The sequence below is a fragment of the Pseudomonas sp. Z18(2022) genome (assembly GCF_036346535.1).
Lineage (GTDB): Bacteria > Pseudomonadota > Gammaproteobacteria > Pseudomonadales > Pseudomonadaceae > Aquipseudomonas > Aquipseudomonas yamanorum_A.
Window position 1 is genome coordinate 447,992 of sequence record NZ_JAOTOA010000004.1, and the last position, 22,424, is coordinate 470,415.

Annotated in this window: 22 protein-coding genes; 8 read left to right on the top strand and 14 right to left on the bottom strand. The window is 59.3% G+C overall.

The genetic code is table 11. The features are described from left to right. Positions 1-173: 173 nt before the first annotated feature. Positions 174-611: a GNAT family N-acetyltransferase gene (locus V3W39_RS12985; protein WP_259201282.1), complete on the top strand. Its 438-nt coding sequence runs from the start codon at positions 174-176 to the stop codon at positions 609-611. 60 nt (positions 612-671) lie between these two features. Next, the gene (locus V3W39_RS12990; protein ID WP_177078662.1) at positions 672-1,490 is read left to right on the top strand and encodes a class I SAM-dependent methyltransferase; all 819 of its coding nucleotides are present in this window, start codon (positions 672-674) and stop codon (positions 1,488-1,490) included. Positions 1,491-1,748: 258 nt separating this feature from the next. On the opposite strand, the gene def is transcribed toward V3W39_RS12990, so the two are convergent. The 3 genes from def to V3W39_RS13005 form a co-directional block, all read right to left on the bottom strand. Continuing rightward, complete coding sequence (gene def, locus V3W39_RS12995; RefSeq protein ID WP_003213049.1) at positions 1,749-2,288, bottom strand: peptide deformylase; 540 nt, start codon at positions 2,286-2,288, stop codon at positions 1,749-1,751. 3 nt (positions 2,289-2,291) lie between these two features. After that, positions 2,292-3,236 carry a YihY/virulence factor BrkB family protein gene (locus V3W39_RS13000; protein ID WP_177042825.1) on the bottom strand — a complete coding sequence of 315 codons (945 nt, stop codon included), beginning with the start codon at positions 3,234-3,236 and terminating at the stop codon, positions 2,292-2,294. 182 nt (positions 3,237-3,418) lie between these two features. Continuing rightward, the gene (locus V3W39_RS13005) at positions 3,419-3,604 is read right to left on the bottom strand and encodes a CsbD family protein (RefSeq protein WP_003213044.1); all 186 of its coding nucleotides are present in this window, start codon (positions 3,602-3,604) and stop codon (positions 3,419-3,421) included. A gap of 199 nt (positions 3,605-3,803) precedes the next feature. Between V3W39_RS13005 and V3W39_RS13010 the strand changes: the two genes are divergently transcribed. Continuing rightward, positions 3,804-4,181, top strand: coding sequence for a hypothetical protein (locus tag V3W39_RS13010; protein ID WP_177131163.1), 378 nt, complete (start codon positions 3,804-3,806; stop codon positions 4,179-4,181). A gap of 184 nt (positions 4,182-4,365) precedes the next feature. Here V3W39_RS13010 and fadD1 read toward each other — a convergent pair whose 3' ends face one another. Together fadD1 and fadD2 are read right to left on the bottom strand one after the other, a co-directional pair. Then, positions 4,366-6,057: a long-chain-fatty-acid--CoA ligase FadD1 gene (gene fadD1 / locus V3W39_RS13015; protein ID WP_330212729.1), complete on the bottom strand. Its 1,692-nt coding sequence runs from the start codon at positions 6,055-6,057 to the stop codon at positions 4,366-4,368. Positions 6,058-6,450: 393 nt separating this feature from the next. Continuing rightward, complete coding sequence (fadD2, locus tag V3W39_RS13020) at positions 6,451-8,139, bottom strand: long-chain-fatty-acid--CoA ligase FadD2 (protein ID WP_177042822.1); 1,689 nt, start codon at positions 8,137-8,139, stop codon at positions 6,451-6,453. Between the two features lie 209 nt (positions 8,140-8,348). On the opposite strand from fadD2, the gene V3W39_RS13025 reads away from it, so the two are divergent. Both V3W39_RS13025 and V3W39_RS13030 read left to right on the top strand, forming a co-directional pair. Then, on the top strand, positions 8,349-9,293 hold the full coding sequence (locus V3W39_RS13025; RefSeq protein ID WP_330212730.1) for an alpha/beta hydrolase: 945 nt from the start codon (positions 8,349-8,351) through the stop codon (positions 9,291-9,293). Positions 9,294-9,351: 58 nt separating this feature from the next. Continuing rightward, complete coding sequence (locus V3W39_RS13030; RefSeq protein ID WP_177042820.1) at positions 9,352-9,822, top strand: MaoC family dehydratase; 471 nt, start codon at positions 9,352-9,354, stop codon at positions 9,820-9,822. Between the two features lie 56 nt (positions 9,823-9,878). Here the strand turns inward: V3W39_RS13030 and V3W39_RS13035 are convergent, their stop codons facing one another. After that, on the bottom strand, positions 9,879-10,346 hold the full coding sequence (locus V3W39_RS13035) for a ferritin-like domain-containing protein (RefSeq protein ID WP_177042819.1): 468 nt from the start codon (positions 10,344-10,346) through the stop codon (positions 9,879-9,881). Positions 10,347-10,552: 206 nt separating this feature from the next. Between V3W39_RS13035 and V3W39_RS13040 the strand changes: the two genes are divergently transcribed. Further along, the gene (locus V3W39_RS13040; protein WP_003213031.1) at positions 10,553-10,789 is read left to right on the top strand and encodes a DUF3820 family protein; all 237 of its coding nucleotides are present in this window, start codon (positions 10,553-10,555) and stop codon (positions 10,787-10,789) included. Positions 10,790-10,801: 12 nt separating this feature from the next. Further along, on the top strand, positions 10,802-11,977 hold the full coding sequence (locus V3W39_RS13045; RefSeq protein ID WP_330212731.1) for an aminotransferase class V-fold PLP-dependent enzyme: 1,176 nt from the start codon (positions 10,802-10,804) through the stop codon (positions 11,975-11,977). A 933-nt stretch (positions 11,978-12,910) separates the two neighbouring features. Here V3W39_RS13045 and V3W39_RS13050 read toward each other — a convergent pair. Genes V3W39_RS13050 through zwf form a run of 3 tightly spaced genes read right to left on the bottom strand, consistent with a single transcriptional unit; the run spans position 12,911 to position 15,760 of the window. After that, a complete protein-coding gene (locus tag V3W39_RS13050) occupies positions 12,911-13,576 on the bottom strand; it encodes a bifunctional 4-hydroxy-2-oxoglutarate aldolase/2-dehydro-3-deoxy-phosphogluconate aldolase (protein ID WP_003213027.1) in 666 nt (221 codons plus the stop codon). A gap of 17 nt (positions 13,577-13,593) precedes the next feature. Further along, positions 13,594-14,307, bottom strand: a complete 714-nt coding sequence (gene pgl, locus V3W39_RS13055; protein WP_330212732.1) for a 6-phosphogluconolactonase — start codon at positions 14,305-14,307, stop codon at positions 13,594-13,596. Continuing rightward, positions 14,294-15,760, bottom strand: a complete 1,467-nt coding sequence (gene zwf / locus V3W39_RS13060; RefSeq protein WP_063027707.1) for a glucose-6-phosphate dehydrogenase — start codon at positions 15,758-15,760, stop codon at positions 14,294-14,296. Before zwf ends, pgl begins: the two co-directional genes overlap by 14 nt. Before the next feature lie 218 nt (positions 15,761-15,978). On the opposite strand from zwf, the gene V3W39_RS13065 reads away from it, so the two are divergent. After that, positions 15,979-16,839, top strand: a complete 861-nt coding sequence (locus V3W39_RS13065; protein WP_330212737.1) for a MurR/RpiR family transcriptional regulator — start codon at positions 15,979-15,981, stop codon at positions 16,837-16,839. Positions 16,840-17,009: 170 nt separating this feature from the next. On the opposite strand, the gene V3W39_RS13070 is transcribed toward V3W39_RS13065, so the two are convergent. From V3W39_RS13070 to V3W39_RS13090, 5 genes are all read right to left on the bottom strand, one after another. Then, positions 17,010-17,855, bottom strand: coding sequence for a D-hexose-6-phosphate mutarotase (locus tag V3W39_RS13070; RefSeq protein ID WP_177048960.1), 846 nt, complete (start codon positions 17,853-17,855; stop codon positions 17,010-17,012). Positions 17,856-18,033: 178 nt separating this feature from the next. Continuing rightward, positions 18,034-19,380, bottom strand: coding sequence for a carbohydrate porin (locus V3W39_RS13075; protein ID WP_010169863.1), 1,347 nt, complete (start codon positions 19,378-19,380; stop codon positions 18,034-18,036). A gap of 99 nt (positions 19,381-19,479) precedes the next feature. Then, positions 19,480-20,640, bottom strand: a complete 1,161-nt coding sequence (locus V3W39_RS13080) for an ABC transporter ATP-binding protein (protein WP_177048959.1) — start codon at positions 20,638-20,640, stop codon at positions 19,480-19,482. 2 nt (positions 20,641-20,642) lie between these two features. Continuing rightward, positions 20,643-21,488 (bottom strand): carbohydrate ABC transporter permease, encoded by an 846-nt coding sequence (locus V3W39_RS13085; protein ID WP_177048958.1) that lies wholly within the window; start codon positions 21,486-21,488, stop codon positions 20,643-20,645. Then, positions 21,481-22,389 (bottom strand): carbohydrate ABC transporter permease, encoded by a 909-nt coding sequence (locus tag V3W39_RS13090; protein ID WP_010169866.1) that lies wholly within the window; start codon positions 22,387-22,389, stop codon positions 21,481-21,483. Before V3W39_RS13090 ends, V3W39_RS13085 begins: the two co-directional genes overlap by 8 nt. Positions 22,390-22,424: the final 35 nt, after the last annotated feature.

The window sequence follows — 22,424 nt, forward strand, 5'->3', positions numbered from 1 at the left end:
TCGGCGGTCTTTGCCGGTTTCTTCTTGTCAGCTTTCTTGGAATTCAGACCTTTGGCCATGATGCGTGCTCCACTTACAGGGGATGTAACACTGGGTATAACACCTATTGACCAGCAGAAGGCGCTTTGCCCGACTTATAATCCGCAGCCCCGGAACCTGTGTGTTTGAAAACCATGCCCGAGTTGCACATCGATCGACTGGCAGAGCCATTGTGGCCGCTGCTGAACAAGTTTTACCGCAGCCACAACTCACCGATGAAAGCCCTCAAGGGCGGCCAGTTGTGGGTGGCCAAGGGCAGCGAGATCGTCGCGGGCCTGTGCCTCACGCCAGTGGTGGGCGGGCAATGGTTGACCGGCTTGTTTGTCGACCCGGCGTTGCGTGGCCAGGGGCTGGCAACGCGGCTGATACAGGGCGCCGCTGCCGGCGTCGAGGGCACGCTGTGGCTGCTGTGCCATCCGGAGCTGGAAGGCTTTTACCAGCGCCTCGGTTTTACCCAGGACACCGTGCTCCCGCAGTCCTTGTCGGAGCGCCTGGTACGTTACAAACGCAACAAGCCCATGATCGCCATGGGCTTAGAACCGTTGGTGAGGTCGACCTTCAATAAAGTGTGATCAGCGGTCGCGGGCCCCATGCTAGCCTCGGCGGCACCAGCGGCCCATTACAGGATGATCATGAAAGCGACCCTTGCAGCCTTATCCCTTGCAGCCCTCCTCGCCCCGGCCTTGAGCCAGGCAGCCCAAACCCCGGTTTCCGCCGAGCAATATGCAACCGTGCTCGCCGGCAGCTGGCGTGTACCGGCCAACAGCGCGCGGGATGTTTATCGTCATCCCCAGCAGACGTTGGAATTCTTTGGCCTGCGGGCTAACCAGACGCTGATCGAAATCACCCCGGGTGGCGGCTGGTACAGCGAAGTGCTGGCGCCGCTGCTCAAGGACAACGGCCATTACATCGCCGCCGTTCAGGCGCCGAGCAGCAGTGCTTATGCGCGTACGTCAGAGGAAAACCTGAAGAAGAAATTCGCCGCAGACCCGGTGCATTATTCCAAGGCCGGCTTTGCCGAGTTCGACCCCAAGGCGCCGGTGCTGGGCAAGCCAGGCTCGGCGGACACCGTGCTGACCTTTCGCAACGTGCATAACTGGGTGATGGCGGATACGGCGCCGGCGATGTTCCAGGCATTCTTCAAGGTGTTGAAACCGGGCGGCGTGCTGGGGGTGGTGGATCACCGGGCCAAGGACGGGGCGTCACTGGAAGACATCAAGCACAGCGGGTACCTGACCACCGCGTATGTGGTGAAACTGGCGACTGATGCGGGGTTCAAGCTTGAGGGGCAGAGCGAGGTGAATGCCAACCCGAAAGACACCAAGGATTACCCGGATGGCGTCTGGACCTTGCCGCCGGCGTTGACGTTGGGGGAGAAGGACAAAGCGAAGTATGTGGCGATTGGTGAGTCGGACCGGATGACGTTGCGGTTTGTGAAGCCCGCAAAATAAACCACACCGTCTGTGATGAGAGAGCTTGCTGTGGCAAGGGAGCTTGCTGTGTGGAGGGAGCTGCTGTGGCGAGGGAGCTTGCTCCCGCTGGAGTGCGAAGCGCTCCCAAAAATCTTGGGGCCGCTACGCAGCCCAGCGGGAGCAAGCTCCCTCGCCACAGCAAGCTCCCTCGCCACAGCAGTTCCCTCGCCACACCAAGCTCCCTCACCACAGCAACTCCCTCCACACAGCAAGCTCCCTTGCCACAGGGATCGCCGGTTATTCGTCTGCCGTCGGATCCATGTCCGGGAACATCACTTCGATAAACCCGAACTTGCTGAAATCAGTAATCCGCGACGGGTACAGCCGGCCGATCAGGTGATCGCATTCGTGCTGTACCACACGCGCATGGAAGCCCTCGGCAATCCGCACAATCGGCTCGCCCTTGGGGTCAAACCCTTCGTAGCGAATCTGCTGGTAACGGTCCACCGCACCACGCAAGCCAGGCACCGACAGGCAACCTTCATAGCCCTCTTCCAACACCGGGCTGAGGGGCGTGATCAGCGGGTTGATCAGGATGGTCTGGGGCACGGCGGGCGCGTCCGGGTAGCGCTCGCTGCTCTCGAATCCGAAGATCACCAGTTGCAGGTCCACACCGATCTGCGGCGCGGCCAGGCCGACGCCACCGACGTGTTCCATGGTCTGGAACATGTCGTCAATCAGTTGCCACAGCTCGGGGCTGTCGAACATTTCCGGCGGAACCGGCGGGGCAATACGCAGCAGGCGCTCATCGCCCATTTTCAGGATTTCACGGATCATCGATCAGACTTCGTCGGTAGTGGGCTTGAGTGAGTGGTCCCGGCCAAGGCCTGAGACATGTTGTTTGTCGTCGTGCTCGCCAAAGTCCTTTTCACCAGGGTCCTTGCCTTCAGCCGACATGTGTTCGATCACCGCGTTCATCTCCGCCCCCAGCAACAGCACGGCGGCGGAAATGTAGAAGTACAGGAGCAACACAATGATCGCGCCGATACTGCCATACATGGCGTTGTAGTCGGCAAAGGTTTTGACGTAGTAGCCAAACCCCAGGGAAGCGATGATCCAGACCACCACCGCCAGCACCGAACCCGGGGTGATGAAGCGGAATTTCTGCTTCACGTCAGGCATCACGTAGTACATCAAGGCCACGGCGAACATCAGCAGGATCACGATCAGCGGCCAACGCAGGATGGTCCACAACGTGACCACGAATTCCTGCATGCCGATCTGCCCCGCCAGCCATTCCATCACCTGCGGCCCGAGCACCATCAAGGCGGCGGCGGCCAACAGCATGCCGGCGATGCCGATGGTGTAGAACACCGACAGCGGGAAACGCTTCCAGATCGGCCGGCCTTCCACCACGTCGTAGGCGGCATTCATCGCGCTCATCATCAGGCGCACACCCGCCGAAGCGGTGTACAGCGCAATCACGATACCCACCGACAACAGGCCGCCCTTGGATTGTTGCAACTGGTCGATCACCGGGTTGACCTGCTCCAGGGCCTGGGGCGGCAACACCAGTTCCGACTGCATGCGCAGCCAGGTGAAGAAGTCCGGCAGGTGCAGGAAACCGATCAGGGCAATCAGGAACAGCAGGAAGGGAAACAGCGAGAACAGCATCTGGTAGGCCAGTGCCGAGGCGTACGTCGGCATTTCGTCATCGACGAATTCTTTGACGGTGCGCACCAGCACTTTGTGCAGGGGCAAGCCTTGTAATACCGGAAAAATCATAGCGTCTCCTTTCGCCGCAAAAAAGATGAGTTAGTGGGCGACTCAGGGGCCGTTTACTACATCAAGGTAGCCCATTTGGCGACCTCGAAACAATTTCCAAACTTTAATTACCGCAGGTGACACAAAAACGGCCATCCGTGGATGGCCGTCGGGCTGCTGGAGTGCAGTCAGCCGGGTCGGGACTATTTGACCGCTTTCTTTACCGCGTCCTTGGTGTCGCCGACGGCTTTTTGCACTTCGCCTTTCTTTTCCTGAACCACGCCTTCAGCCCGCAATTTGTCATTGCCGGTGACTTTGCCAACACCTTGCTTGATGTTGCCAACGGCCTCGTTCGCCAAACCTTTTGCCTTATCCGATGTGCTACTCATGGTATTTCTCCTGGGAACAATCAAGGATTTTGGTCACTACGTAGAGGTTGACCCTGGGCCTTTCCCGAGAGTTTCAATTATTTTTTGAGCGGCATTTCATCGCGGCGTACAGGTTTGGCTTTATGTTTTGCAGCCAACCCACGAGAATGCCGGGCACATCCAGGCGCAAGCGCTGGATAACAGATCCCGTAGGAAGGTTATGAAACTCAATAAAGCACAGGCCATTGCCCGCAGAAACCAGGAACTGGGCGGTGCCGTACTCGGCGTCAACAACTGCCACTTCACCGACCTGGACCGCAAACGCAACATCTGGTGGTTCGACCTGCCGGTGGGCCGGATTGCCGTGGGCCAGTACGAGTGGATTCACTTGTTGATGCACAACGCCGAAAGCGACCAGTTGTTGCACTTGAAGGTGCCAACGGTGTTTTTGCGCGAGAAACTGGAAGGTCTGGTGGTGCGCAATGCCGGCAAGCGCAAGCCGGAAATCACCCTGGAGCTGAGTGCCGACAAGGATTCGTTCCTCAAGGATGTACGCCCGGCCGGTGCTGGCGTGAGCTTTGCGCAGTTCATGCTGTAGAAACATGGTTTAGAACTGTGGGAGCTGGCTTGCCTGCGATAGCGGTGGGTCAGCTCACACTGCTGTGACTGGCCCACCGCTATCGCAGGCAAGCCAGCTCCCACATTTGGATTGCATTTCAAATGGCGGGATCAGCGTTCAATAAAAAGCCCCGCATCTGCGGGGCTTTTTGTTGTGGGGCGAATTACTTCTTCAGACCCAGCTTCTTCAGCTCTTCATCCCGCAGTTCACGGCGCAAAATCTTGCCAACGTTGGTAGTCGGCAGTGCATCGCGGAACTCCACGGCCTTGGGCACCTTGTAGCCGGTGACGTTGGCGCGCATATGCTCCATCACCTGGTCTTTGGTCAGGGTGGCGCCCGGCTTGACCACGATGAAGATCTTGATGTGTTCCCCGGACTTCTCGTCCGGCACACCAATGGCCGCACATTGCAGCACGCCCGGCAGGCCCGCCAGCACGTCTTCCAGCTCGTTGGGGTAAACGTTGAAACCGGAGACCAGGATCATGTCCTTCTTGCGGTCGACAATGCGCATGTAGCCATCCGGCTGGATGATCGCGATGTCACCGGTCTTCAGCCAGCCTTCGCTGTCGAGGATCTCGGAGGTGGCTTCGTAGCGCTGCCAGTAGCCTTTCATCACTTGCGGGCCCTTGACGCACAGCTCGCCCACTTCCCCCAACGCCAGCTCCACGCCGTCATCGGTAATGACCTTGCACAGGGTCGACGGCACCGGAATGCCGATGGTGCCGATCTGGATGTTCTGGATCGGGTTCACGGTGGCCACCGGGCTGGTTTCGGTCATGCCGTAACCTTCGCAGATGGAGCAGCCGGTGACCGCTTTCCAACGCTCGGCCGCCGCCAATTGCAGGGCCATGCCGCCGGACAGGGTGACTTTCAGCGCCGAGAAATCCAGCTTGCGGAAGGCGTCGTTGTTGCACAGGGCAACAAACAGGGTGTTCAGGCCGACAAAGCCGCTGAACTTCCACTTCGACAGTTCCTTGACCATCGCCGACAGGTCGCGCGGGTTGCTGATCAGGATGTTGTGGTTGCCGATCAGCATCATCGCCATGCAATGAAAGGTGAAGGCATAGATGTGGTACAGCGGCAGCGGGGTGATCAGGATCTCGCAACCTTCATTGAGGTTGGAGCCCATCAGCGCCTTGCACTGCAACATGTTGGCCACGAGATTGCGGTGGGTCAGCATCGCGCCCTTGGCCACGCCGGTGGTGCCGCCGGTGTATTGCAGCACGGCGACTTCGTCGCTGGCGGGGCTGACTTCGTTGATCGGCTGGCCGTGGCCCTTGGCCAATACGTCGTTGAACTTGATCGCCTTGGGCAAGTGATACGCCGGGACCATCTTCTTCACGTACTTGATGACGCTGTTGATCAGCAGGCGCTTGAGCGGCGGCAACAGGTCGGCGACTTCGGTGACGATCACGTGCTTGACGGAGGTCTTGGGCACGACTTTTTCAGCCAGGTGCGCCATGTTGGCCAGGCAAACCAGCGCCTTGGCACCGGAGTCGTTGAATTGGTGTTCCATTTCCCGCGCGGTGTACAGCGGGTTGGTGTTGACCACGATCAAGCCGGCGCGGATGGCACCGAACACAGCGACCGGGTACTGCAGGACGTTGGGCAGCTGCACGGCGATTCGATCACCGGGCTGCAAGTCGGTATGCTGTTGCAGGTAGGCGGCAAAGGCGCCGGACAGTTCGTACAGCTCACCGTAGGTGAGTGTCTTGCCCAGGTTGCTGAAAGCCGGTTTGTTGGCGAAGCGCTGGCAGGACTGTTTCAGTACCGCCTGAATATTCTGATACTCGTCTGGATTGATTTCTGCAGCAATCCCGGCGGGGTACTTATCCTTCCAAAAGTCTTCGATCATGGAAGCCCACTCCTCAGCGACGCGAATTCATTCATCGCATTTGATGCGATTATTATTTGTTTGTTTTTGGGTGAGTCTGGCGGTTAAAAGCAGGCCAAGAGGTCACAAAGCGCGCCGAGAGTAGCAGCTTTGCCAAGGGCCGCCTAGAGCCAAAAGAGGCCCCTACGGTCATAAACATGACTCAAGAATATCTAATGGTCACTTTTAGAGCAAAGATTCTATAGCGCAAAAAAAGGCTCTGGAATGGGCTCTACAGGGCGAAAAAAACAATGTGGGAGCTGGCTTGCCTGCGATGGCATCACGGCGGTGTACCTGATACACCGAGGTGCCTGCATCGCGGGCAAGCCCGGCTCCCACACAAGCCAGCTCCCACCTTTTTGACGCTGTTTCAGATCAGGCTATGTCGCGCAATTCCCTGCGCAAGATCTTGCCCACCGGCGTCATCGGCAACGAGTCACGCAACACAATGTGCTTGGGCACCTTGTAGCCGGTGAAGTTGGCCTTGCAGTAGGTCTTCAGTTCTTCAAGGCTCACGCCCTGGGCACGCGCCACCACAAACAGCTTCACCGCCTCGCCGGTACGCTCGTCCGGCACGCCGATCACCGCGCAACTGGCCACCGCCGGATGCGCCATCACCACGTCTTCGATCTCGTTGGGGTACACGTTGAAACCCGAGACGATGATCAGGTCCTTCTTGCGATCAACGATGCGCACAAAGCCATCCGGGTCGATCACCGCAATGTCGCCGGTCTTGAGCCAGCCTTCGGCGTCCAGCGTCTCGGCGGTCGCCACCGGTTGCTGCCAGTAGCCCTTCATCACCTGCGGGCCCTTGATGCACAGCTCGCCCCGCTCGCCCAGCGGCAACTCCGCGCCATTGTCATCAATGATTTTCATCGCCGTGCCCGGCACCGGAATACCCACGGTGCCCAGCTTGGATTTGCCGCCATACGGGTTGGTGCTGGCCACCGGTGAGGTTTCGGTCAGGCCGTAGCCTTCACCAATCGCGCAGCCGGTGAGTTGCTGCCAGCGCTCAGCCGTGGCCTTGACCAGCGCGGTGCCGCCGGAATTGGTGAGCTTGAGGTGGGAGAAATCCAGGGTCTTGAAATCCGGGTGGTCCATCAATGCCACAAACAGCGTGTTGAGCCCCAGCAGCCCGGTGAAGCGCCACTTTTTCAGCTCCTTGATAAAGCCGCCGATGTCCCGGGGATTGGTGATGAGTACGTTGTGGTTGCCCGACACCATCATGCACATGCAATTCGCGGTGAAGGCATAGATGTGGTACAGCGGCAGCGGCGCCACCATCACCTCCTGCCCTTCCTTGATCAGTGGATGGCCGTCGTCGCCCAGCTGCGACATGCACGCCCGCACCTGCTGCATATTGGCTACCAGGTTGCCGTGGGTGAGCATGGCGCCCTTGGCCAGGCCGGTGGTGCCGCCGGTGTATTGCAGCACCGCGATGTCGTCGAGGGTCACCGGGTGGCGGTTGAGGGCCTGGCCGGCGCCCATGCTCAGGGCGCGCTTGAAGGAAATGGCCTGCGGCAGGTTGTACGCCGGGACCATCTTCTTGACCTTGTCGACCACGGTGTTGATCAGCCAGCCCTTGGCGGCGGGCATGAAGTCGCCCATCTTCGCCTCGATCAGGTACTCGATCTCGGTGTCCTTGCTGACTTCTTCAACCCGCGAGCCAAACAGGTTCAAGTACACCAGCGCTCGAATGCCGGCGTCCTTGAACTGGTGGCGCATTTCCCGCGGGGTGTACAACGGGTTGGTGTTGACCACGATCAGCCCGGCGCGCAAGGCACCGAACACGGCAATCGGATAATGCAGGACGTTGGGCATCTGCACCGCAATGCGATCACCTGGCTTGAGGTCGGTGTGCCATTGCAGGTAACCGGCGAACGCTGCGCTGCGGCGGTCCAGCTCGGCGTAGGTCAGGGTGATCCCCATGTTGCTGAACGCCGGACGATCGGCAAAGGTCTTGCAGGACCGCTCGAAGACTTCGATCACCGACTTGTAGGCGGTGAGGTCGATCTCGTTGGGCACCCCGGCCGCGCGTTTGTCATTCCAGAAATCAGGTTGCATTATTCTTGTCCTCTTACCTGAGTGGTCCGGCCGCTTTGAATGCTGCGATGAAAGCGGAGCTTTGGGGACGTTAGCAGCTATGGTCAATCAGGCAAATACAACAAGATGCGTCATTGATTGTGTGAATCTCCCCGCCAAGGCTTGCGCTGATCCAGCAGCCGCCGGCAGATGAGCGATACACTGCAACGACCCTGAGCAAAGGAAGCGCCATGAACCACACCACTTTCTGGCTGACCGCGAATGACCGCAGTCGGGTGTATGTCAACCAATGGCTGCCGGACGGACCGCCCAAGGCGCTGATCATGCTGGCCCACGGCATGGCCGAGCACAGTGGGCGCTATGCCCGCCTGGCCCAGGCGCTGTGTGACGCCGGTTACGGCCTGTACGCACCCGACCAGCGCGGCCACGGGCGTACTGCCGACGAGGGCACCCTGGGGCTGTTTGCCGAGAAAGATGGCTGGAACAAAGTGGTGGGCGACCTGGCGAGCCTCAACCAGCACATCGGCCAGCAGGCGCCGGGGGTGCCGATCATTCTGCTGGGCCACAGCATGGGCAGCTACATTGCCCAGGCGTACCTGCTGCACCACAGCGCGAGCCTCAACGGCGCGATTCTCAGTGGTTCTAACTTCCAAACGGTGGCGCTGTACGGTGCGGCCAAGGTGATTGCCCACGTTGAACGCTTGCGCCAGGGTTTGCGGGGGCGCAGTGCACTGATCGATTTCCTGTCATTTGGATCGTTCAACAAGGCGTTTAAACCCAATCGCACTGCTTTTGACTGGCTGAGCCGCGACCCGGCCGAGGTCGACAAGTACGTCAACGACCCGCTCTGCGGCTTTCGCTGCACCAACCAGCTGTGGATCGACCTGCTGGGTGGCTTGCAGCAAATCAGCAAAGCGTCCAATCTCGCTCAGATCGACCCGGGCCTGCCGATCCTGATAATGGGCGGCGAATGTGATCCGGTCAGTGAAGGCAAGCGTCTCAAAAGCCTGGCCAACGCATTGCGTGAAGCCGGCTGCCAGAACCTGGAGCTGAGCATTTACCCGCAGGCGCGCCACGAATTATTCAACGAAACCAACCGTGATGCGGTCACAGCCGATGTGCTGGCGTGGCTGGCCCAGGCAGCAGTGCTGCGCCGCCCTACTCGCTGCGAATGATTTTTCGTTTAAAATCAACATTTTAAGTTTATTGATTAGCCACAGGATGCAGCATCTGATGACCCAGGTTACCAACACGCCTTACGAAGCCCTCGAAGTCGGCCAGACCGCCAGCTACAGCAAGACTGTCGAAGAGCGCGATATCCAGTTGTTCGCGGCAATGTCCGGCGACCACAACCCGGTGCACCTGGACGCCGAATTCGCCAAGGCGACCATGTTCAAGGAGCGCATTGCCCACGGCATGTTCAGCGGCGCCCTGATCAGCGCCGCGGTCGCTTGTGAGCTGCCTGGGCCCGGCACCATCTACATCGGCCAGCAAATGAGCTTCCAGAAGCCGGTAAAGATCGGCGACACCCTGACCGTGCGTCTGGAAATCCTCGAGAAGCTGCCGAAGTTTCGCGTGCGTATCGCCACCCGCGTGTTCAACCAGCGCGATGAGCTGGTGGTGGACGGCGAAGCCGAGATCCTGGCGCCGCGCAAGCAGCAGACCGTGACCTTGACCGAACTGCCGGCCATCAGCATCGGCTGACCCATCGCCCATGAAAAAGCCCCGCATCTGCGGGGCTTTTTTTATTCAGGCCGGGCTCAAGACTGAGCGCGTGCCTGGTTACGCAGGGCTTTCACCTGGTCGTGGTTGCGTTGCGCACCGTGGAACTGGCGCTCCACCAGGTCACGAATACCCAGCAGGTTATGCTTGTTGATCTTCTCGATCGCTTCTTTGTAAGCCTTCAGGGCATGGTCTTCACCGCGCTCGGCTTCGTTCAGCACAGCCTCTTCGTCTTTACCGGTGACCAGCGACTTCACGTCGACCCAGCCACGGTGCAAGGCACCGGCGACGCTACCGGATTTTTCCGGGTCGCCACCCAGGGCTTTAACGGCGGTCTGCAGTTCGGCAGCGGCGGTGGCGCAATCAGCGGAACGTTTGGCAAACAGGGCTTTGAGCTCTGGGTGCTTGATGTCTTCTGCGCAGGTCTTGAAGCCTTCCTGGCCGTCTTTGCTGGTCTCGATCAGGTCATTGAGTACGGAGATCGATTCTTTGTTGATATCAGTCATTTTTCAATTCCTTCGCGGGTTAAGAAACGTGTCTTAGTAATTGCAGCGCCCGTGCCAGCTTTTGAAAAACGAATTAATTCATATATTTCAACAAGTTATAGATTACCCGAAAATCTGTATCCGCTTTATTTGCATGATCTGTCATTTGGCCTCCATGCAGAATGCCTGTATTTTCCAAGGCATCGACTCAAACACCTGAAGCCCCAATGAACCCTGAAAAACTTGAACTGCTGATCACCCGCGAAATGCCCTTCGGCAAGTACAAGGGCCGGATCATTGCCGACTTGCCTGGCCCTTACCTGAACTGGTTTGCCCGTGAGGGTTTCCCCCACGGTGAGCTGGGCGGGTTGCTGGCACTGATGCAGGAAATCGACCACAACGGTTTATCCGAACTGCTGGAACCGCTACGCGCCAAACACGGCAAGCCAGCCCCTCGTCATTAATAGAGCACGCACATGGACAGTACCCGCGACGAACAACACTGGCACGCAATCGCCCAGCGCTACGACCTGGAGCCCGGCCCGATCAACCTCGAAAACGGTTACTTCGGGCGCATGAGCCGTGCGGTACTTGAGCAGTATCAGGACAACGTAGCCTTCATCAACCGCAGCAACTCGATCCATGTGCGCCAGCGTTTCGAGCAGGGCGAGAACGTCGAGATCCGTGACCAGTTGGCGCAATTGATGGACGCCGACCCTGAAGCGATCGCCCTCACCCGCTGCGCTTCGGATGCGTTGCAGTCGCTGATCCGCAATTACAACCGCTTGCAGCCGGGCGACCAGGTGCTGATCAGCGACCTGGAATACGACACCGTGAAGGGTGCCATGCGCTGGCTGGCGAAGCATCGCGGGGTGGAGGTGGTCGAGATTGCCCACGAACATCCGGCAAGTTTCGACAGCCTGGTGCAGACGTATCGTGATGCGTTCGTGCGCTACCCGCGTCTGAAATTGCTGGCGCTGACCTACGTGACCCACCGCACCGGGCTGGTGATGCCGGTGGAGGCGATTGCCACGGCGGCCCGGGAACACGGGGTGGATGTGATTCTGGACGGCGCCCATGCGTTGGGGCAGATCGAGTTCAACCTGGCGCAGTTGGGTATCGCGTTTGCCGGCTTCAACCTGCACAAGTGGATCGGTGCGCCGTTGACCCTGGGCTTTATCTACATCGACCCGCAACGGTTGGCGGACATTGATCCGGACATGGGTGAGTTTCACTACCCGGTCACCGATGTACGGGCGCGTACGCCGTACAGCACGCCGAATTTCCCGGCGCTGATGACCTTGCCGCTGGTGTTCGAAGAGCATCGTTTGCTGGGTGGGTCGAAGGCCAAGGGCGCGCGGCTCAATTACCTGCGGGATTTGTGGGTGAGTGAGGTGCGGCAGTTGCCGGGGATTGAAGTGCTGACGCCGGATGATCCACGGCTGTATTGCGCGATTACCTCGTTCAAGTTCACTGATCAGCCGGATCAGCAGGTGATGGCGGATCGGTTGCTCAAGGAATATGACCTGTTTACCACGACCCGCAGCGGGGCTTCGTTTGGCAGTTGTATTCGGGTGACGCCGGGGTTCTTGACGTCCGCGGCAGATATCCATGTGCTGATCAAAGCTATCACCGAGCTGAGTGCGAAATAGGCATTGTGAGAGTGTGTATATCCGTTATTTAGGTAACGGCTTCTATTGGTTCCGCTCTTACAGCGGCTCACTTTTGAAAAGCGCAAAAGTAAGCAAAACGCTCTTGCCCCACCACTCGGCACCTCGCCTAGGCTCGGTGTGCCCTCAGCTCCGGCATTACTCCGCGGGCCGCCGCGACGGGGCGTCCCTGCCCCGTCGCGGCTAAACCGGCGTCCTGCCGGTTTACCCGCTCCGTAATACCTGCGTTCGGCCAGCGTGGTTTAACGGGGCGCCTAAGATCAAGATCAAGATCAAGATCAAAAGCCAGAGCACAGCGGCCTACAGGCCGGCTTGAGTGTGGTGAAGCAAAGGCAAGATCAACATCTGAAGCCAGAGCGGGCACGGTCAACTGTGGGAGCTGGCTTGCCTGCGATGGCATCGCCTCGGTGTATCTGATGTACCGAGTTGTCTGCATCGCAGGCAAGCCAGCTCCCACAGAAAAGCAGTTCTGCTTTCGCTCTGGATCTTGCTTTTAACACTAAGGTCGGCTTTCAGGCCGCCGTGCTGTTGATCTTGATCTTGCTTTTGATCTGACTGCCCCATTCAGCCCGAGGCCGAACGCAGGGATTGAGGAGCGGGTAAACCGGCAGGACGCCGGTTTAGCCGCGACGGGGCAGGGACGCCCCGTCGCGGCGGCCCGCGGAGCAATCCCGGAGTGAGGGAACACCGAGCCTAGGCGAGGTGCCGACAGGCGGGGCAGAGCCCTTTGCTTACTTTGGGGCTTTTCCAAAGTGAGTCGCTGTAAGAGCGAAACCATAAGCCGCCGTTACCTAAATAACGGATATGTACTCAGTCAGCCCTGAAGGTTTCCAGCAGGCAAAAAAAAGCGGCACACCGACCAAGTGCACCGCAAAAATGCCGTAGAACACAGCAACAACGATTCGGTAAATCCAATCAGTCCAGCAGGGCCAGCGCCTCAGCGGTGGTTTCCTGGATACGTGCCCAGTCGCCGTTCTTGACCCATTCCGGATCCAGCATCCAGCTACCGCCCACGCACATCACATTCTTCAGCGCCATGTAGCTCTTGATATTGGCCGGACCAACACCCCCAGTCGGGCAGAATTTCACTTCGCCAAACGGACCGCCCAACGCCTTGATCGCCGCCACACCACCGCTGACCTCAGCCGGGAACAGCTTGAAGCGGCGATACCCCAGGCCATAACCCTCCATGATCCCGGAAGCATTGCTGATCCCCGGCAACAACGGAATCGAGCTGTGCACCGAAGCTTCCAGCAGGTCACGGGTAATCCCCGGGGTGACAATAAATTGCGAACCAGCCACTTCGGCCGCTTCCAGCATATGACGATCCAGCACGGTACCGGCACCGGTGCACAGCTCCGGACGCTGCTCACGCAGCACCTGGATGGCCTTGAGGCCGAACTGCGAACGCAGGGTCACTTCCAGTGCGGTCAAACCACCGGCAGCCAGGGCATCGGCCAGGGGCAGAATGTCCTGTTCACGGGCAATGGTGATCACCGGCAGGATCCGCGCCTTGGCGCAGAGGCTGTCGATCAAGGCAACTTTGTCCGCCATGGAAACGGTAGGTTGAGGGCTGTTCATCGCGGCTGATCCTTGGCTCATGGGCACCAGTAAATCTCTAAAGTAGGTTGCAAAAACGCGCGTATCGGCATGGCAGCAACGTCGTCACTGGCCAGCGCGGCGCTCAAGGTGGTCAATTTCGAACTGCCGGAAATCGACAGCACGGTGTAGTGGGCGGTGGCCAGCAACGCGCGACTCATGGTCAGGCGCTGGTGCGGCACGGTCGGCGCCAGCATCGGCCAGCAACGGCGGCTACCGTCCGGCTTCAATGCTTCAGCCAGGTTCGGGCTGTTGGGGAACAGCGACGCAGTGTGGCCGTCGTCGCCCATGCCCAGTACCAGCACGTCAATTGCCGGCAACTCGGCCAGCAGGCGATCGGCCTGCTCGGCAGCTTCGTCAAGGGTGGCAGCAACGCTGTACAGGCTCAAAAACTTCGCCTTGGCCGCCGGGCCTTGCAGCAAATACTTTTTCAACAGGCCAGCATTGCTGTCGGCATGTTCCACCGGTACCCAGCGCTCGTCGGCCAGGGTGATGGTCACCTTGGACCAGTCCAGGCCTTGCTTGGCGAGGTTCTGGAAGAACGCCACCGGGCTGCGGCCGCCGGACACCACCAGGGTCGCTTCGCCACGGGCACTGATGGCCGTGCGCAGCTGTTCGGCCACGTCGTTGGCCAGGCCGTCGGCCAGCAGCACCGGGTTGCGGTACTCATGGGCAGTCACGCCCTGAGGCAGTTTCAGTTCAGATATCGCCATACCAAGACCTCCCGTCCCGCGTGATCAGTGCAATCGAGCTCATCGGCCCCCAGGACCCCGCCGCATACGGCTTGGGCGCATCACCGGATTTTTTCCACCCGGCGATCAACTGGTCACACCATTTCCACGCGGCTTCGATTTCATCTTTGCGCACAAACAGGTTCTGGTTGCCGCGCATGACTTCAAGTAACAACCGCTCGTAGGCATCGGGAATCCGCGCGCTGCGATAGGTGTCGGAAAAATTCAGTTGCAGCGGCCCGCTGCGCAGTTGCATGCCCTTGTCCAGGCCCTGCTCCTTGGTCATCACCCGCAAGGAAATACCTTCGTCCGGTTGCAGGCGGATGATCAGTTTGTTGCTGATCTGCAAGCGCTGCTCGGGGGCGAAGATGTAGTGGGACGGTTCCTTGAAATGGATGACGATCTGCGACAGCTTTTGCGGCATGCGCTTGCCGGTGCGCAGGTAGAACGGCACCCCGGCCCAACGCCAGTTACGAATATCGGCCCGCAGGGCGACGAAGGTTTCGGTGTCGCTCTGGGTATTGGAATTCTCTTCTTCCAGGTAACCCGGCACCGGCTTGCCGGCGCTGTAGCCGGCGATGTACTGGCCGCGCACCACCTGGGTGGTCAGGCCGTCCGGGCTGATGGGCGCCAGGGCCTTGAGCACCTTGACCTTCTCGTCACGAATACTGTCGGCAGACAGGTCGGCCGGCGGGTCCATGGCGATCAGGCACAGCAGCTGCAGCAGGTGATTCTGGATCATGTCCCGCAGTTGCCCGGCCTTGTCGAAATAACCCCAGCGACCTTCGATGCCGACCTGCTCGGCCACGGTGATTTCCACGTGGGAGATGTAGTTCTGGTTCCACTGGGTTTCAAACAGGCTGTTGGCAAACCGCAGGGCGATCAGGTTCTGGACCGTTTCTTTGCCCAGGTAGTGGTCGATGCGGTAGGTGCGGTTTTCCGGGAAAAACTGCGCCACGGCGTCGTTGACCTTGCGCGAGGAATCCAGGTCCGAACCGATGGGTTTTTCCAGGACCACCCGGGTGTTTTCCGCCAGGCCGACCTTGGAGAGGTTTTCGCAGATCGCGCCGTACACCGCCGCCGGGGTGGCGAAGTAGGCAATCAGGCGTTGTTCGGTGCCGGCGTTTTCTGCCAGGGCGACATAGTCGTCGGCCTTCAGGAAGTCGACGTGCAGGTACGTCAGGCGGGCCAGGAAACGCTGGGCGACGGTTTCGTCCAGTTCCTTGCCAACGTAGCTGCGCAGTTCTTTTTCGATGTGGGCCAGGTGCTGTTGCTCGGAACCGGCCTCACGGGCCAGGGCCAGGATGCGTGTGTCTTCGTGCAGGAGGCCCGCACCATCGAGTTGATACAGGGCAGGAAATAACTTGCGCAGCGCCAGATCACCCAAGGCGCCAAACAGGGCAAAGGTGCAGGGTTCTACGGTTATCGAAGGCATGATGTTTGTTCTTTTATCAAGTTAAGCTACAAATACCTTTTTTTAAGGCATCACTCAAGGAAAAATGTAGTAATAACCACAACATTTTCCCGAAAAACGTATTCCGAGTGGTGGTGTTCAACTACCCTCAGTAGGATAGGCCACCGCAAAGGGCCGCTCGTCGATTGGTTGACGACCCTTATTTGCATCGTCGCCCTAAGGAAACATGAATGGACCGCGTGCGAAATCTACTGGAACAGATCCAGAAACGCCTCGATGAACTGAACAAGGCTGAACGTAAAGTCGCCGAGGTCATCCTGCTCAACCCGCAGCAGGCGACCCGCTTCTCTATCGCCGCCCTCGCCCAGGCCGCTTCGGTCAGCGAACCTACGGTGAACCGCTTCTGCCGCTCGTTCGGCGTGAGTGGTTACCCTGAACTTAAATTGCAGCTGGCGCAAAGTCTGGCCAGTGGCGCGGCGTACGTCAGCCGCGCAGTGGAAGCCGATGATAACCCTGAGGCCTACACCCAGAAGATCTTTGGCAGCGCCATCGCGTCCCTCGACAGCGCCTGCCAGGCCCTGGACCCGGCCCTGATCAGCAAGGCCGTGGACCTGCTGATCCAGGCCCGGCAGATCCACTTCTTTGGCCTGGGGGCTTCGGCGCCGGTGGCCATGGACGCGCTGCACAAGTTCTTCCGTTTCAACCTGTCGGTCACGGCCCATGCCGATGTGCTGATGCAACGGATGATCGCCTCGGTGGCCCACACCGGGGAGTTGTTCGTGATCATTTCCTACACCGGGCGTACCCGTGAGTTGGTGGAAGTGGCGCGTATCGCGCGGGAGAACGGTGCCTCGGTATTGGGTGTGACCGCCGAGAACTCGCCGCTGGCCAAGGTCAGTACCGTGAGCCTGAACATTCCGCTGCCGGAAGACACCGACATCTACATGCCGATGACGTCGCGGATCATTCAGTTGACGGTGCTGGATGTGCTGGCCACCGGCATGACCTTGCGTCGCGGGGTGGATTTCCAGCCGCATTTGCGCAAGATCAAAGAGAGTTTGAACGACAGTCGGTATCCGGTTGGGGATGAATTCAACTAGGCTGTGGAACGCTTTCTGTGGCGAGGGAGCTTGCTCCCGCTGGGCTGCGAAGCGGCCCCAATAGCTCCATCGCAGTCTTTCAAAAAGAACTCAATTGCCTGATTCAGGGGGCGCTTCGCGCCCCAGCGGGAGCAAGCTCCCTCGCCACAAAAGAGCCATTTGTCACACCGCTAAACCCCGGCCCTGGCCTGCAAACTCAAATGCGCCCTCTCCCCCGGCGCCAGACTCGCCCCGGCCATCGCCGACTCCACGCACACAAACCCCGAAGCCTCGTTGAAACTCACCCCCAGCAACGGCCGGCTCCCTGGATGCCACACCACCGTGTCGGCACTCTCGCCGGTATCGATGCACAATTCGCGCTGCCAGGCATGGTCCTTGAGGTGCAACTCACCCTCGTGCTGGAACACCCGCTGACAGCCGCCATCGACCCGTAACTCACCTTCCTGCTGGCAAGCCTGGCGGTTGAGCTGATCGTAACCTTGCGCCCCATCGAGCCCAGACAGCGCTATCTCACCGACGTTGCCAATCCGCCAATAGGCGTGCAAAGCATGGCTCAACTGGCACGGCAGTTCGTCCTGGTGCTCGGTGGCCAGGCGCAGTTCCAGGGTTTCCCCCAGGTGTGCATGCAGGTCCACCTGCCAATCGCATAGCTGCAATTGCCAGTGCAAACGTACACCGTCGTCGTCAGTGCTGCTGTCCAGCAGTTTCCAGTCGATCAGCCGTGCCCAGCCATGGGACGGCCAGGCGTTTTCGCTGGGATGACGGCCATACCACGGCCAGCACACCGGCACGCCGCCACGAATGGCGCCGACCTGCGGCCACTTGGCCGCGCACCACAGCCAGGGTTTCTGGCCCTTGGGCTGAAAGTGCAGCAATTGCGCGCCCTGGCGACTGAACACCGCCTGGCAGAGCGGGTGATCGATCACCAACACGTCGCGCATCTGAAAGCGCTCCCAGGCGAATACCGGTCGCTCCCGCAGGGATTTGAAAAAGCGTTGCAGCGGATGCTCATGCATGTGCCACGGTCCTGAATAGCGTTGTAGGAGCTGGCTTGCCTGCGATGCGGGCCCCACGGTGTATCAGAGGCACCGAGGCGATGCCATCGCAGGCAAGCCAGCTCCCACACAAAAAAAAGCGGATAGCCATGGCTACCCGCAAAATGCGCACAGAGAGAAGGAGCTTATCGCAACAACGTTAGAACGTAGACTGAATTTTCAGGCCCGCGACTACTGCGTTGTCGACCTGCTTCACGCCGCCTGGGTTGGCGATGTATTGCAGGTTAGGACGCACGGTCAGCCAGTTGGTGACGTGGAAGCCGTAGTTCAGTTCGACGTTGTATTCAGTGTTACGCAGTGGCGCGTAACCCGATTGGTCGTAGTCGGTGAAACCGCCAGCGGCATTGAGCAACTCGGCGTTTTTCTTCACGTCACTGTTGGCGTGGATGCGGGAGACACCGATACCCACGTCATCTTTGGTACGTGCGTCGAATGGGCCCTTATACACAAGCATCAGCGACTGGTAGTTGTCGACCAGGTTGGTGTCTTTGTCGTGGAAGGTGACGTTGGCCGCGATGTTCAAGCCGCGGGAAGCATCGCCATTGTGGGTGGTGAGCTGCTGTTGCAGAACGCCCCAGTAACCGCTTTTGCTGCTGCGAACACGGAAGGCCGCGCCGGTGGTGCCAGCATCGTTACCGTTGACGTCTTCACGTACGTCGGTAGCGTCGGCGGTGCTCTTGTAGTAACCCACACGGTATTCGCCCGGCAGGCCATTGACCTTAGGCGACCAGACCAATTCCACCGGCAATACGGTGCCCTTGGTGCCGCTGCCGCTGAGTTTGAAGCCGTTGCCGTGCTCCAGCTGCGACGGGTTCTGGTTGTACGCACCGATTTGCGCATACAGCTCAGGCGTGATGTTGTACTTCACGCGGATAGCCGCCTGGCTGACTGGCCAGTTGTACCAGGTGTTTACATAGTTACCGACCTGGGAGCCGCAGAACGACAGGTTCTGGAAGTCGCACGGGAAGGTGTTGAAGTCTTCGCCTTCACCGAAGTAACCGAGTTTCACGTCCAGCTTGTTGTCGAACATCTGGTGCTGAATCCAGAACTGCGTCAGACGCACCATGTGGCCACGGCCATCGACTTCTTGAGACGAACTCAAGGTGCCGGCACGCGGGTCACCGATACGGTCGTTGGAGATGTTCGCGCCATTACGATTGGTCAACTGGATCTTGGCCTGGGTGTTGCTCCAGCCCCACAGCTTGTCCAGGTCCAGTGCTACGCCCAGACCGAACTGGTCAGCGTAACGGGCAGTTTTGTCGTTGTTGTAGCCACCGCTGAGGTTGCCACCGACTTCACCAACGTAATCCGCCTTGATGTCGATACCTTGCTCGATCAGCTTGGTACGCTCACCGCCCCAATCGCCGGTCATCCACTTGGAATCGGAGCTGAATGCATCGGCCGCCATCGCATTGGCGGACAATACCAGGGCTGCTGCTGCTGACAGTTGGCAGATCAGCCGGGTGTTGTTGTGTTGCTTTTTCATCCCTACATCCTCGTCTTTATTGTTATTAACTGTTTTTATCTAACGCGGTTTACTTCTTTGTCCTTAGGTCCCCGACAGGAGCGTGCCCGCTCCTGCCATTCAACGTCCCTTGAATTGAGCGACGTTGTCGGCACGGTCCTGTGCGGGCAACGAAGCGGCAGTGCCCAAACGCTCACCGGTCTTGGCGTCGAACAGCAACACCTTGGCCGGATCGAACTGCAAGGTCAGGGTCTCGCCCACCTGTGGCGCCACATCAGGCGCAAGGCGGCAGCAGACCTTGGTGTCATTGATTTGCACGAACACCAGAGTGTCCGGCCCCGTCGGCTCGGTGACTTGCACCTCGGCCCGAATGGTCGGTGCGCCGGTAGCTTCGGCGGCGGCCAGCACGATCTGCTCCGGGCGCAGGCCCAGGATCACTTCGCGGTCTTCAAGGCCTGCATCGCTCATGTTCAACGGCAATTCACAACGGGCCTGGCCGCTGTCCAGCAACGCCACCAGGCGGCCGTCCTTGCGTTGCAGGCGCAGTGGAATGAAGTTCATCGGCGGCGAACCGATAAAGCTGGCCACAAATAGGTTGGCCGGGTCGTTGTAGATTTCTTTCGGCGTACCGAACTGTTGGATGATGCCGTCCTTCATCACCGCCACTTTGTCGCCCAGGGTCATCGCTTCGATCTGATCGTGGGTGACGTAGACAGTGGTGGTTTTCAGACGCTGGTGCATCAACTTCATTTCGGTACGCATCTCGACCCGCAGCTTGGCGTCGAGGTTGGACAGTGGTTCGTCGAACAGGTAGATCTTCGGGCGACGCGCCAGTGCACGGCCCATGGCCACACGCTGTTGCTGGCCGCCGGAAAGCTGGCCCGGCTTGCGATTGAGCAGGTGCTCGATCTGCAGCAGCTTGGCCACCCGCGCCACTTCTTCGTCGATGGCCGCCTGGGGCATTTTGCGAATCTTCAGGCCGAACTCGATATTCTCGCGCACGCTCATGGTCGGGTACAGCGCGTAGGACTGGAACACCATCGCGATGTCACGATCCTTGGGGCTCATGCCGCTGACGTCCTGGTCGCCGATCATGATCGCGCCGCCAGTGATGTTTTCCAGGCCGGCGATGCAGTTCATCAGGGTCGATTTGCCGCAACCCGAAGGCCCGACCAGGATCAGGAACTCACCTTCCTTGATCGACAGTTCGATGTTCTTCAGGGTGTCCGGCAGGCCGGCACCGTAGGTCTTGTTTACGTTACGAAGTTCAAGCGTTGCCATGATTACCCCTTGACCGCGCCGGCCGTCAGGCCGCGCACGAAATACTTGCCTGCGACCACATAGACCAGCAGGGTCGGCAGCCCGGCGATCATCGCCGCCGCCATATCAACGTTATATTCCTTGACCCCGGTGCTGGTGTTGACCAGGTTGTTCAGCGCCACCGTGATGGGCTGCGAGTCACCGCTGGAGAACACCACGCCGAACAGGAAGTCGTTCCAGATCTGCGTGAACTGCCAGATCAGGCACACCATGATGATCGGTGTCGACATCGGCAGGATGATCAGGCGGAAGATCGTGAAGAACCCCGCGCCATCCAGGCGTGCCGCTTTCACCAGTGCATCGGGAATGCTGACGTAGTAGTTACGGAAGAACAGTGTAGTAAACGCCAGTCCATAGACGATGTGCACGAACACCAGGCCCGTGGTGGTGCTGGCCAGGCCCATCTTGCCGAGGGTGAACGAGGCAGGCAGCAGCACGGTCTGGAACGGCAGGAAGCAGCCGAACAGCAACAGGCCGAAGAACAACTGCGAACCGCGAAAGCGCCACATCGACAGCACGTAGCCGTTCAACGCACCGATGGCGGTGGAGATCAGTACGGCCGGAACGGTGATCTTGATCGAGTTCCAGAAGTAACCGTCAACCGTGGCCCAGGCTTTCACCCAGCCGATGCCGGTGACCACGGTGGGCCAGCTCAGCAGGTTGCCGGTGCTGATGTCTTCCGGGGTCTTGAAGCTGGTGAGCAACATGACCACCAACGGCACCAGGTACAGCAGTACAGCGAGGATCAGCACCGCGTAGATCGCGATGCGGCTCAGGCTGATGGCAGGTTTGCCGACAAGACTAGTCATTACGCTTGGTCCTTAGCTCGGAGTACAGGTAAGGCACGATGATTGCGAGAATCGCACCGAGCATCAGAATCGCACTGGCCGAGCCCATGCCCATCTGGCCGCGGCTGAAGGTGAACGAGTACATGAACATCGCTGGCAGGTCGGAAGAGTAACCCGGACCGCCTGCGGTCATCGCCGCCACCAGGTCGAAGCTCTTGATCGCGATGTGCGCCAGGATCATCACCGCACTGAAGAACACCGGACGCAGGCTTGGCAGCACCACTTTCCAGTAGATGCGCGGCATGCTTGCACCGTCGATCTGCGCGGCACGGATGATCGACTGATCAACACCGCGCAGGCCGGCGAGGAACATCGCCATGATGAAGCCCGAGGCTTGCCATACAGCAGCGATCACCAGGCAATACACCACACGGTCCGGGTCGATCAGCCAGTCGAGGCGAAAGCCTTCCCAGCCCCAGTCACGCAGCAATTTGTCCAGGCCCATGCCCGGGTTGAGCAGCCATTTCCAGGCGGTACCGGTGACGATCATCGAGAGCGCCATCGGGTACAGGTAAATGGTGCGGATAAAGCCTTCGCGGCGGATTTTCTGGTCGAGGAAAATCGCCAGGGTCACGCCGATCACCAGGGTGATACCGATGAACATGCCACCGAACACCGCCAGGTTCTTGCTCGCGACCCACCAGCGGTCGTTGTCGAACAAGCGCGCATATTGAGCCAGGCCCACGAACTTGTAGGTCGGCAGGAAAGTCGAGTTAGTGAACGACAGCACGAACGTCCACAGGATGTAGCCATAGAAGCCCACCAGAACGATGAACATGCTCGGCGCCAGCACCAGTTTGGGTAGCCAGCGCTGCAGTGCATCGAACGGCGAGGCTTTGCTGAACACAGCAACAGAACTCATGGGAAAATCCAGTACAGGGAAAAAGGACTACAGGA

Excerpts from the sequence above, each read along its gene's own strand:
- V3W39_RS12985 (WP_259201282.1), top strand. The coding sequence starts at position 174 with ATGCCCGAGTTGCACATCGATCGACTGGCAGAGCCATTGTGGCCGCTG.
- V3W39_RS12990 (WP_177078662.1), top strand. The coding sequence starts at position 672 with ATGAAAGCGACCCTTGCAGCCTTATCCCTTGCAGCCCTCCTCGCCCCG.
- def (WP_003213049.1), bottom strand. The coding sequence starts at position 2,288 with ATGATCCGTGAAATCCTGAAAATGGGCGATGAGCGCCTGCTGCGTATT.
- V3W39_RS13000 (WP_177042825.1), bottom strand. The coding sequence starts at position 3,236 with ATGATTTTTCCGGTATTACAAGGCTTGCCCCTGCACAAAGTGCTGGTG.
- V3W39_RS13005 (WP_003213044.1), bottom strand. The coding sequence starts at position 3,604 with ATGAGTAGCACATCGGATAAGGCAAAAGGTTTGGCGAACGAGGCCGTT.
- V3W39_RS13010 (WP_177131163.1), top strand. The coding sequence starts at position 3,804 with ATGAAACTCAATAAAGCACAGGCCATTGCCCGCAGAAACCAGGAACTG.
- fadD1 (WP_330212729.1), bottom strand. The coding sequence starts at position 6,057 with ATGATCGAAGACTTTTGGAAGGATAAGTACCCCGCCGGGATTGCTGCA.
- fadD2 (WP_177042822.1), bottom strand. The coding sequence starts at position 8,139 with ATGCAACCTGATTTCTGGAATGACAAACGCGCGGCCGGGGTGCCCAAC.
- V3W39_RS13025 (WP_330212730.1), top strand. The coding sequence starts at position 8,349 with ATGAACCACACCACTTTCTGGCTGACCGCGAATGACCGCAGTCGGGTG.
- V3W39_RS13030 (WP_177042820.1), top strand. The coding sequence starts at position 9,352 with ATGACCCAGGTTACCAACACGCCTTACGAAGCCCTCGAAGTCGGCCAG.
- V3W39_RS13035 (WP_177042819.1), bottom strand. The coding sequence starts at position 10,346 with ATGACTGATATCAACAAAGAATCGATCTCCGTACTCAATGACCTGATC.
- V3W39_RS13040 (WP_003213031.1), top strand. The coding sequence starts at position 10,553 with ATGAACCCTGAAAAACTTGAACTGCTGATCACCCGCGAAATGCCCTTC.
- V3W39_RS13045 (WP_330212731.1), top strand. The coding sequence starts at position 10,802 with ATGGACAGTACCCGCGACGAACAACACTGGCACGCAATCGCCCAGCGC.
- V3W39_RS13050 (WP_003213027.1), bottom strand. The coding sequence starts at position 13,576 with ATGAACAGCCCTCAACCTACCGTTTCCATGGCGGACAAAGTTGCCTTG.
- pgl (WP_330212732.1), bottom strand. The coding sequence starts at position 14,307 with ATGGCGATATCTGAACTGAAACTGCCTCAGGGCGTGACTGCCCATGAG.
- zwf (WP_063027707.1), bottom strand. The coding sequence starts at position 15,760 with ATGCCTTCGATAACCGTAGAACCCTGCACCTTTGCCCTGTTTGGCGCC.
- V3W39_RS13070 (WP_177048960.1), bottom strand. The coding sequence starts at position 17,855 with ATGCATGAGCATCCGCTGCAACGCTTTTTCAAATCCCTGCGGGAGCGA.
- V3W39_RS13075 (WP_010169863.1), bottom strand. The coding sequence starts at position 19,380 with ATGAAAAAGCAACACAACAACACCCGGCTGATCTGCCAACTGTCAGCA.
- V3W39_RS13080 (WP_177048959.1), bottom strand. The coding sequence starts at position 20,640 with ATGGCAACGCTTGAACTTCGTAACGTAAACAAGACCTACGGTGCCGGC.
- V3W39_RS13085 (WP_177048958.1), bottom strand. The coding sequence starts at position 21,488 with ATGACTAGTCTTGTCGGCAAACCTGCCATCAGCCTGAGCCGCATCGCG.
- V3W39_RS13090 (WP_010169866.1), bottom strand. The coding sequence starts at position 22,389 with ATGAGTTCTGTTGCTGTGTTCAGCAAAGCCTCGCCGTTCGATGCACTG.